The following is a 10,506-nucleotide window of genomic DNA, read 5'->3' on the forward strand; positions in this document are numbered from 1 at the left end:
ACCCAAAACGTTGGTGAACCGGGTTTAAACTTCTGGGACGGCAGGGCTAATGGTACTGCTATGTTTGTTGCCATAAGGCGCTGCAATACAATGCTCGAAAATATTGATAAGCCAGCCGATTTAACCGCTATTGAAAAAAAACGATGGATAGCCGAAACCAAATTTCTGAAGGCTTACTATAATTATTACCTGATGCGGATGTACGGCCCCATCCCTATCATCGACGTAAACCTGCCCGTTGAGGCCTCAACAGCCGAAGTGAAAGTGAAACGCCAGCCGGTTGATGATGTGGTAAACTATATTGTAGGGCTGCTCGATCAGGCTATCCCCGATCTGCCCGCTACAATTGACAACCCTGCCAAGGAGCTGGGCAGGATAACCGGCCCTGCAGCCGCGGCCATCAAAGCCGAAGTGTTGATGACGGCCGCGAGCCCCCTATTCAACGGCAACCCCGATTATGCAAACTTTAAGGATAAAAGCGGTAAAAACCTTTTCCCAACATCGTTTGATGCCACTAAATGGCAAAAGGCCGCCACCGCATGTAAAACTGCTATCGATATGTGCGAAGCTGCCGGGCTGCATTTAAACACCAATTTTGTGCCGGCACCGGGCGTTTCAAACCTGCCCGATTCATTAAAAAGGGTGCTAACCTGCCAAAACGCGCTTACTCAAAAATGGGATATCAATCCTGAACTCATCTGGTCGTTGAGCAATATCTGGCATGGGCAGGAATATTGCATTCCAAGGTTAACCCAAAAGGCCAACCAAAACGATAACCAGAACCCTGCTTATTATGCTGTGCCTATTTCAACTACCGATTTGTTTTACACGAACAAAGGCGTACCTATTGACGAAGACAAAAGCTGGGATTATGCCGACCGTAACCAGTTGCGTACCGGCGATGCTGCAAATTTCTTCTACATAAAACAAGGCTACCAAACCATTAAAGCCCACTTTGACCGCGAGCCGCGTTTTTACGGCAGCATAGGCTTTGACGGTGGCATTTGGTTTGGCGACGGGATCCTTGACGCAAAAATTGCGCACTATGTACCAGCACGTGGTGTCACTTCGCTGGCAGGTCCTAAAACGTTGCAAAAGTCAAACATCACCGGTTACTGGCCTAAAAAGCTGGCAAACTATCTCACCGTTTATGACGACGGCTTTAACTGGACAGATTTTTCAATGCCGGTTATGCGTATGGCAGGCTTATACCTGCTGTATGCCGAAGCATTAAATGAGGTAAACGGTCCTACTGCCGATGCAATAGCTTATGTAGATAAGATCAGGGCACGTGCAGGATTGGATGGTGTTGTTAACTCATGGGCAGCCTATTCAAGAAATCCATCTAAACCAACTACAAAAGAGGGTTTAAGGGCTATCATTCACCAGGAACGCCGGATAGAACTTTGCTTTGAAGGCCAAAGCGGCTGGGACCTTCGCCGATGGAAGGAACTGCAGGGCGTATTGAGCACGCCATTAACCGGCTGGAGCATTTACGAAGAGCAGGCTATTAACTATTACCGTGCCCGAAACGTGGAAATCCCGGTATTTAATACAAGGGATTACCTGTGGCCAATTTGGAACAACTCCATTGTGGTGAACGATAACCTTGTTCAAAACCCTTACTGGTAGGATTTTAATGGTTTTTTAATTGGATTAATAATTAACGAAGAAACATTATGAGCTATAATCATATAAAGCCGGTGCATTTTTTATGTGTGCTGGCGCTTTTAACAACATGTTTGTTTTCATGTTCCAAAAGCGATAACTACAAACTTCCTGAAAGTACCGATAAAACAAAGCCCGCGGTAGTTACCAATGTTAAAGTGCGCAATTTTAACGGCGGTGCGGTTTTAACCTATACTTTGCCATCGTCACAAAACCTGCTTTATGTAGTTGCCGATTATAATATCAACGGCAAAACAACAAGGCAAACTAAATCCAGCTATTTTCTGGATACCATCAGGGTTGACGGTTTTCAAAGCAGTAAGGACTACACTATTACCCTGCATGCCGTAACAAGGGCTAATGTAGAATCGGACGCAGTTACGGTCACCGTTCACCCGGATACCCCCTACTACCAGCTGATCAGGAAAAACCTGACCATAGCTGCCGATTTTGGCGGCATCCATTTATCAACTATAAATAAAGACAAAAGGCCTGTTGGCATCAACGTAATTGCCATCGATCCGGCCGATAATAAGTTCAATATTAAAGACAGGCATTTTACCAGTACCGATACCATAAGTTATGCGGTAAGGGGGTTTAGCACCACGCCTGCAAAATTCGGTGCTTTTGTTACCGATCAGTTCGGGAATGCATCGGACACCTTGCTGGTAACCCTCACTCCTTTGTATGAAGAGTTGCTGGATAAAAGCAAGTTTTTCCAATACCTCACACCGAGCGATGCCTATATCGGTTACGGCGGCATCCTGCCTTATTTATGGGACGGCTTTACCAAGGAAGTTGGCGGCGCAGCACCATGGCAAACCACTATTGGCCCGGTGCAAAAACTGGTACAGGGTACATTTGGCGTAGGCAAAAGCTATAAACTGAGCCACTTTTTGATGTGGCCAAGAGGCTATGGTTATGCAAACCCAAAAGTATTCAGCATCTGGGGGTCAAACAAGGATAACCCTGCCGATGCAGTTACACCGGGCGGTAAACCAGCGGGCACAGTAAGCGGCGATTGGGTAGTGCTGGGCACTTTCCGCTTTCCTGATCCACCATCAGGCCTTCCGCAGGGGCAAACCAACGCTGCCGACCAGGCATTTGTTGATGCCGGTGTAAACTTCGATGTGCCGTTCAACAGTCCGGCGGCCAAATACCTGCGTGTTGTAGTGAGCGAAACCTGGTTTGGGTTGGATTACACCTACATTGAAGAAATGTCTTTTTACGGAATCCCTCAATAATTTTTAAGCGACAAACAAATGAAGATCAACATAAAAAATATAACATGGCTGCTGTTGTTGCTGGCCGTGTGGGGCTGCTCAAAAAAGAACGAGAATTACAAGGAGCTGATAAAGGGCGGCGAAATATATTATCCCGGTGTAATTGCCAACGCAAATTACAGGGCAGGTAAACTACGTACCCAATTGGTATGGAACCCAAGCCCCGACCCTAAAATTGTGAAGTACAAAGTTTACTGGAATAATAAGCAGGATTCATTAATTGTTAATGCAACCAGCCATAACCCGCTTGATACGGTGAAAGTGCTGATATCGAACCTTACAGAAGGCACTTATAATTTCAGCGTAAATTCTATTGATAGTGACGGGCATATTTCCATCTCAAAAACCATTAACGGGGTTAGGGTGTATGGGGCTGTTTACGCTGGTGGTATTTTTAACCGTGGTTATAATGCCGATAACCCTTTTACAGTTGATATCACCACCGGTGTTGTTAAGCTAAACTTTAACCAGATCACGCTTGATTCAGTAACCATCAATACCAAAACAGTGGTGACCTATACAGATAATGCAGGTAAAACACAAACAACGCTGCTCAAACCGACAGACTCTATTGTAACCATCAATGATTTTAAATTTGGTACCGATGTTACTTACCAGTCCAGCTATCTGCCTTTCAGAGGTGCTATTGATACTTTTACGGTTGCTGCTCCTACCCTTTTCCCAAGGGTAAGGCGTATAGGTGATATTACATCGCTGTATATCAAAAATGCTGGCTATCCTTTTGTACGGGGCGATAATGGCACCAATAAATGGGGTACACCTAAAGACTGGCAGTATAACAGCAATGTGCTGAACCAGGACGGCGGCAAAGGTGGCGGCTGGTCATGGGATAATAATGGATGTATCCACTTTGAAGCTAAAGATTGGGGAGGCGACGGCGTCAACAACGGAAAAGTTTATCAAACCATTACTCTACCCTCAGGCAGCTATGCGCTTGATATAGAAACTGCCGGTTATGGTGGTACTTTTAACGGCAATGAAATTGTTGCAGTTGGCAATTCGCTGCCTGACATCAGCAATTTGGGCAACCCGCTGGCAATTTACAAAGGTGATCAAAATAACATGGGAGGTGTACACACGCTTAGTTTTACCCTCGCCACAACTACCACCGTTACTTTTGGATGGGTGGTAAGCACACAGTCATATACTTACTTACAGTTTAAAGGTGTTAAGCTGAGAAGTTTATAATCGCATAGTTGACTCACCCGGTCTTTGCTTCGCTCGACCGCCCTCTCTACCCTTTGGGTAAAGAGGGCAGGAAAAATAAAAAATAGGATTCCCCTCTTTACGCTCGCGTAGAGGGGGGCACGAGCGTAACGATGTCGGGGTGAGTAAACACAATGATCTGATTTTAACAAAAGCAATCATTTCAACCCAATAAAATTCTACCTCAGAAGTCCCCATCAAATAATTTAATCCTAATGCTTAAACATTTCTCTTTACGCCAACTTTTAATTGTCATTATTACATGTTTTTATGGCGAGGCCCAAGCGCAAAGCAACGAGGTATCGCTTAACAGTTCGGCCGGGCAACAATGGAAAGTGAAACCTCAGGCCGACATAGCCGACGCCTCAAAAATTAAAGATGCCGGTTATAATACCGGTGATTGGGTTACAGCTATTATACCCGGTACAACATTTGCCTCATATGTAGCCGCCGGTTTGGAGAAAGACCCCAACTTTGGCGATAATATTTACAAGGTTGATAAAGCCAAGTACGACCGCAGCTTCTGGTACCGTACCGAATTTAGTATACCTGCAAGCTATACCAAAAAAACTATCTGGCTCAACTTCAGAGGTGTTAACCGCAAGGCTGATATTTATCTTAATGGCACTTTTCTGGGCTCTCTGGATGGTTTTATGCAGCGCGGAAAATTTGACATAACTGGTCTGATAAACCATGTCGGAAAAAATGTGATTACAGCCCTGGTTTATATCCCCAAACAGCCATTAGCCAATGTGGGCAGCCCCAACTATGTATCGAGTGCCGGCTGGGATTGGATGCCTTATGTGCCAGGCCTTAACTCGGGCATCACCGATAATGTTTACCTGAGTAATACAGGCGATGTAACTATCAAAGACCCATGGATCCGCGCCAACCTGCCAACCAATGCCCGTGCAGATCTGTCAGTGAACCTCGAGGTAAAAAACAACGCTTCAAACTCACAGGCGGCTATCATAAAAGGTTTAATTACGCCGGGTAATATTGAGTTTCAAAAAAAAGTTTATGTTGATGCCAATGGTACCACAGATGTAAAGCTGAACAAGCGCGATTTTGAACAATTGATGATCAACAGCCCTAAACTGTGGTGGCCTAATGGCTATGGCGATCCTAACCTGTATAACTGCAAACTAAGCGTTGTTGTTGGCGATGAGGTATCAGATGTACAGAATATCAAATTTGGAATTAAAAGGTATAGCTATGATACCATTGGTCATGTGCTGCATTTAGCTATAAACGGTACCAAAGTATTTATAAAAGGCGGCGACTGGGGCATGAGCGAATACCTGTTACGCTGCCGCGGTGCGGAGTATGATTATAAGGTAAAACTGCACAAGGAGATGAACTTTAACATGATCCGCAACTGGATCGGTTCAACTACTGATGAGGAATTTTATGACGCCTGCGACAAGTATGGTATCATGGTTTGGGACGATTTCTGGCTGAACGCGAATCCTAACCTGCCAGCAGATATCACTACTTTCAACGCCAATGCCATCGAGAAAATAAAACGCTTCAGAAACCACCCCGCCATTGCCGTTTGGTGTGCGGACAACGAAGGATGGCCTGAACAACCTTTGAGCGCATGGCTAAAGGAAGACCTTTCAACCTTTGATGGTGGCGACCGCTGGTACCAACCCAACTCACATGCCGAAAACCTTACGGGAAGCGGCCCCTGGGATGCTAAAGATCCCCGATACTATTTTACCGCATATCCAACCGGTTTAGGCGGTAACAAAGGCTGGGGTTTACGTACTGAATTGGGCACGGCAGTTTTTGTGAATTTTGAAAGCTTCAAAAAGTTTATGCCTAAAGAAAACTGGTGGCCGCGCAATGAAATGTGGGATCAGCACTTTTTTGGTCCGCGGGCGTTCAATGCAGGCCCGGATAGCTATGAAGCCAGTATTACCAATGGTTACGGTACACCAAAAGGTATTGAGGATTTTTGCCGCAAAGCTCAATTTGTAAGTTTGGAGAGCAATAAGGCTATGTTTGAAGGCTGGCAGGATGCCATGGGCGAAGATGCATCGGGCCTAATGACCTGGATGAGCCAATCCGCTTATCCATCAATGGTATGGCAAACTTATGATTATTACTATGACCTTACCGGGGCATATTGGGGTGTTAAAAAAGCCTGCGAACCACTGCATATTCAATGGAACCCGGTAACCAACGCCATTAAGGTTATCAATACCACCCGAAAGGATGCTGATGGTTTAACCGCATCGGCCGATGTTTATAATTTAGATGGCACACTGGTAAAGCAATACAGCCAGTCAAAAATGGTGGATGTGCCAGCCAACAGCGCAGGTGCAGTATTTGATCTAAAATTTAACCAGTACAAGGCCGATCTCGCCAAAAATAAAAAAGTAGTAAGCTCGTCATCAACCAACGGCGATGCGTCGGCGATAAATGACGGCAACCCAGCTTCACGCTGGGCAAGTCGTTACAGCGATGGCGAATGGGTTTACATCGACCTGGGCAAGGAAGAAGTAGTTAACGGTGTTGGCCTGAGTTGGGAAGATGCTTATGCCAAATCTTTTAAGATCCAGGTATCAACAGATGCCAGCCACTGGCATGATGTTTACAGCACTGACGATGGCAGGCAAGGCGAACAAAAGATCATGTTCCCCGAAGTAACTGCCCGTTATGTTAAAATGCAGGGTGTTGAACGTGCCACCTATTGGGGGTATTCATTGTATAATTTTGAAGTTTACCAGGGCGATGTAGCCAGCGAAGGTCTTTCGGATGTGCATTTCATCAAACTAAAATTGACTGACAATACAGGCAAACTGATATCAGATAATTTCTACTGGAGAGGCAACAAACGCAAGGATTACACTGCATTAAATACCCTGCCAAAGGTTGATTTAAAAACCGATTATAAAACGGTTAAGGCCGATGGTAGATATTATATTACTGCACAGGTAACCAATCCGTCGTCATCAAAGGCAGTAGCCTTTGGGGTAAGGGTACAGGCAGTTCGGGCATCAAACGGTGAACAGATCTTACCGGCTATCATGAGCGATAACTATTTCACCCTATTGAAGGGTGAAACCAAAACCGTGAAAATAGAATTTGATGCTGCCGTTTTGGGTAAGGATAGCATCAGGCTGATAGCCGAGCCTTACAACAACACTAAATAATACAGGGCTTTGTCCCCAACTAAATGGTAATATGATGAAAATTCGGCTTAGCACAGTGGTCGTTTTAATTTTGACGCTGATTGCCTTTAACAAGCAACTGAATGCCCAGCAAAGGCATCCCGCAGCTTGGGGCGACCAGTTAAACGGCACTTATAAAAACCCTATCCTTAATGCAGACTATTCAGACCCGGATGTGATCCGCGTGGGGGATTATTTTTATATGGTTTGTTCGGATTTTCATTTTATGGGGATGCCTGTGCTCCAATCTTCCGACCTGGTAAACTGGAGGATCATAGGACAGGTATATAAACGCCTTGACCTCGACCCAAAGTACAACACCATGGATAAATACGGAGCAGGCAGTTGGGCACCGTCGCTCCGTTATCATAATGGCAAGTTTTATGTTTATTTCTGCACGCCGGATGAAGGGCTGTATATGAGTACAGCTACCGATCCGGCAGGAAAATGGAAACCACTAACAGAGGTAAAAAGAATAAGCGGTTGGGAAGACCCCTGCCCGTTTTGGGATGCCGACGGGCAGGCTTACCTCGGTCATAGCCGTTTAGGGGCCGGGCCTATTATCATTCACAAAATGAGTTCCGACGGCAAGCATCTGCTCGATTCGGGCAAAACCGTTTACGAGGGGCCGGTTGCCGAAGGCACCAAGATCTATAAGCAAAACGGGTATTATTACATCATCATTCCGGAGGGCGGAGTGGGCACCGGTTATGAAACTGCTCTACGTTCGAAAAGTATCTATGGCCCCTATGAACGGAAAATTGTTGTGGAGCAAGGCAAAACCAATATCAATGGCCCTCACCAGGGCGGCTTAGTTGAACTTGATAACGACGAAGCCTGGTTCATTCATTTTCAGGATGCGGGGACTATTGGCCGCATTTGCTACCTTGAACCTGTAAAATGGCAAAACGACTGGCCGTTCATCGGCATTGATAACGATGGCAACGGCATTGACGAACCGGTAAGTATTTGGGCTAAACCAAAAGTAAAAAAGCTGACTACCGTAATCGCCCCGCAAGCATCTGATGAGTTTAACAGGCCAACTCTTAGCCTGCAATGGCAATGGAACCATAACCCGGTTGATGGTAAATGGTCGCTGAAAAAACGTAAAGGCTATTTGGTGCTTATGGCTATGCAATCGCCGGATAATAAACACGCTAAAAATACCATCACCCAAAAGCTTATGGGCCGGAAAGGAGAAATCACCACGGTGTTGTATGCCGATGAGATGATGCCCGGTCAAAAAGCAGGCTTATGCCTGTTAGGTAATTACATTCACGAAATAGGCTTGATCAAAACGGATAGCACCCTGAATGTTTATGCCGATAACAATGGTAAGTTTAAAGAAGAGATCTCCCTTAAACAAAAAAGGATCTTTTTCCGCTTACTTATCGACCTTGATCACGATACAGTAATGCAGTATAGCCTGGATGGTAAAACTTTTGTTCGGTTGGGCGATGTGTGCACACTATCCAATTATAATTACTGGAAAGCAGTGCGACCGGCATTGTTTTCTTATAATATAAAACAAGACGGCGGCACTGCTTTTTTCGATTGGTTTCATTATTTGCATGACGGACCGCGAGGCGGGTTGTAAGGTACATTGTACGAACCTATTATAGCACCAAAAGCTGAACAACAGCACTTCTTTCATAAACGATCGTATTGCAGATGAAATCCTCTTTATATATTTTAATTTAAAAAAAATCAACCTTCAATTTTTCAGCGTCCATTCAATGGAATCACTTTGCAGCTTCCCGTTAAAATACCCTTCGGCCCTGAGCTGGTTTACGCCTTTAACCAGGTGGATGTTTTTAAATACGAAATCATGTTTGGTGGTGCCCGTTTCTGCCTCACCCGCATTTTTACCGTTCAGATAAAGTGTAACGTTTGAAGTATTGGCAAATACTTTTACAGTAGTTACCGCCTCTACCCTATCCGTATTTCTGCGGCCGCTGATGTACAGTACAGGTTCCTGGCTCCAGTTAGCTTTGTACCAATAAAAGGCATCCTTTTTTATTTTACGATCATAAGTAACCAGGCCTTTCATATTGCGGGCGGGCACGCCACCACCATTGGCCGATGGCACCGAGAAATCAAACATATTCCAAACATATGAGGCTACCAGGTATGGATGTTTTTCGATAATGCCCCATTGCACCTCGTGAAATTTTGTTTGGAAGGTTTCGGGCCAAAACTGGCTTGACGGATCGCCGCTATCGCCTACATTTTCCTGCTGTTGATTTACATTGGCTTCGGTGCCATACTCCGAAAGTACAACTTTATAATTTGGATAATCATTTTCCAAGCCGGTAACCCAATCTTCCAGATCGGGGATCTTCCCTTCATACCAGCCGTAATACCGGTTCATGCCCTGTATATCCGCAGCCAGGTTCGATGGCCGGTTTACCTCGCCGTAACCGCTTACACTTGCGGTGAACCTGCCGGGATCTTCGGTTTTAGCAATATCGTTCAGTTCCCTGGTTAAAACCGGCACAAAACCATCCGGCGAGTTGGAGTACACCTCATTGTGCAACCCCCAATTATATATGGATGGATGGTTATAATTCTGCCTGATGAGTTCGGTTAGCTGTTGTTTGGCATTATCTCCCTCTTGTGTAGAAACTGCGTTTACGAAGGGGATCTCGGCCCAAATTACAAAGCCCATACTGTCGCATTTGGCATAAATATATTCGGCTTGCTGGTAGTGCGCAAAACGGATAGAGGTTGCCCCTATTTCGTAGATCATATCGAGGTCGCTTTGATGCTGAGCATTGCTCAGGGCGCTTCCATAATCCTGCCATTCCTGGTGGCGGCAAACACCATACAAGCGGTACGGCTGACCATTCAGGTAAAAACCTTTGCCCGGAACTATCGAAAAATAGCGGAGACCGAGGGGCTGTACTACCTCATCTATTGTTTTACCATCTTTAATAATAGCTGTAGTAAGTGAATACAGATAAGGATCTTTCCGGCCGTTCCACAAATGCGGATTGTTTAGCTGTAATTGCTGATCAACAATATTTATCCCCTGGGGCTGTACATCTTGTAGCTGTTGAACCTGCTTAACAATGATGCCACTTTTATCCCGGATGGTGGTTTTTACGATGATCTGTTGCACCTGCCGCTCTTTATTCTCAATTTTAGCC

Annotated in this window: 6 protein-coding genes; 5 read left to right on the forward strand and 1 reads right to left on the reverse strand. The window is 45.3% G+C overall.

Features of this window, described 5'->3' with window-relative positions; all coding sequences use genetic code 11:
- The 5 genes from VF500_RS26100 to VF500_RS26120 form a co-directional block, all read left to right on the forward strand.
- On the forward strand, positions 1-1,632 hold a 1,632-nt coding region (locus VF500_RS26100; protein WP_330862473.1), incomplete at its 5' end, for a RagB/SusD family nutrient uptake outer membrane protein.
- A 47-nt stretch (positions 1,633-1,679) separates the two neighbouring features.
- Positions 1,680-2,912 (forward strand): DUF4959 domain-containing protein, encoded by a 1,233-nt coding sequence (locus tag VF500_RS26105; protein WP_330862474.1) that lies wholly within the window; start codon positions 1,680-1,682, stop codon positions 2,910-2,912.
- Between the two features lie 18 nt (positions 2,913-2,930).
- Complete coding sequence (locus VF500_RS26110) at positions 2,931-4,160, forward strand: DUF4998 domain-containing protein (protein ID WP_330862475.1); 1,230 nt, start codon at positions 2,931-2,933, stop codon at positions 4,158-4,160.
- A 233-nt stretch (positions 4,161-4,393) separates the two neighbouring features.
- Entirely contained in the window at positions 4,394-7,339 is a 2,946-nt protein-coding gene (locus VF500_RS26115) for a discoidin domain-containing protein (RefSeq protein ID WP_330862476.1), read from the forward strand.
- A 34-nt stretch (positions 7,340-7,373) separates the two neighbouring features.
- Positions 7,374-8,954 carry a glycoside hydrolase 43 family protein gene (locus VF500_RS26120; RefSeq protein ID WP_330862477.1) on the forward strand — a complete coding sequence of 527 codons (1,581 nt, stop codon included), beginning with the start codon at positions 7,374-7,376 and terminating at the stop codon, positions 8,952-8,954.
- A gap of 117 nt (positions 8,955-9,071) precedes the next feature.
- Here the strand turns inward: VF500_RS26120 and VF500_RS26125 are convergent.
- Positions 9,072-10,506, reverse strand: a 1,435-nt coding sequence (locus VF500_RS26125) for a glycoside hydrolase family 2 protein (RefSeq protein ID WP_330862478.1), incomplete at its 5' end; no start/stop codon positions are given.

The organism is Mucilaginibacter sp., assembly GCF_036383575.1.
Classification (GTDB): domain Bacteria; phylum Bacteroidota; class Bacteroidia; order Sphingobacteriales; family Sphingobacteriaceae; genus Mucilaginibacter.

What these genes read in the sequence shown, in the direction of transcription:
- VF500_RS26105 (WP_330862474.1), top strand. Translation starts at nt 1,680, where the DNA reads ATGAGCTATAATCATATAAAGCCGGTGCATTTTTTATGTGTGCTGGCG.
- VF500_RS26110 (WP_330862475.1), top strand. Translation starts at nt 2,931, where the DNA reads ATGAAGATCAACATAAAAAATATAACATGGCTGCTGTTGTTGCTGGCC.
- VF500_RS26115 (WP_330862476.1), top strand. Translation starts at nt 4,394, where the DNA reads ATGCTTAAACATTTCTCTTTACGCCAACTTTTAATTGTCATTATTACA.
- VF500_RS26120 (WP_330862477.1), top strand. Translation starts at nt 7,374, where the DNA reads ATGAAAATTCGGCTTAGCACAGTGGTCGTTTTAATTTTGACGCTGATT.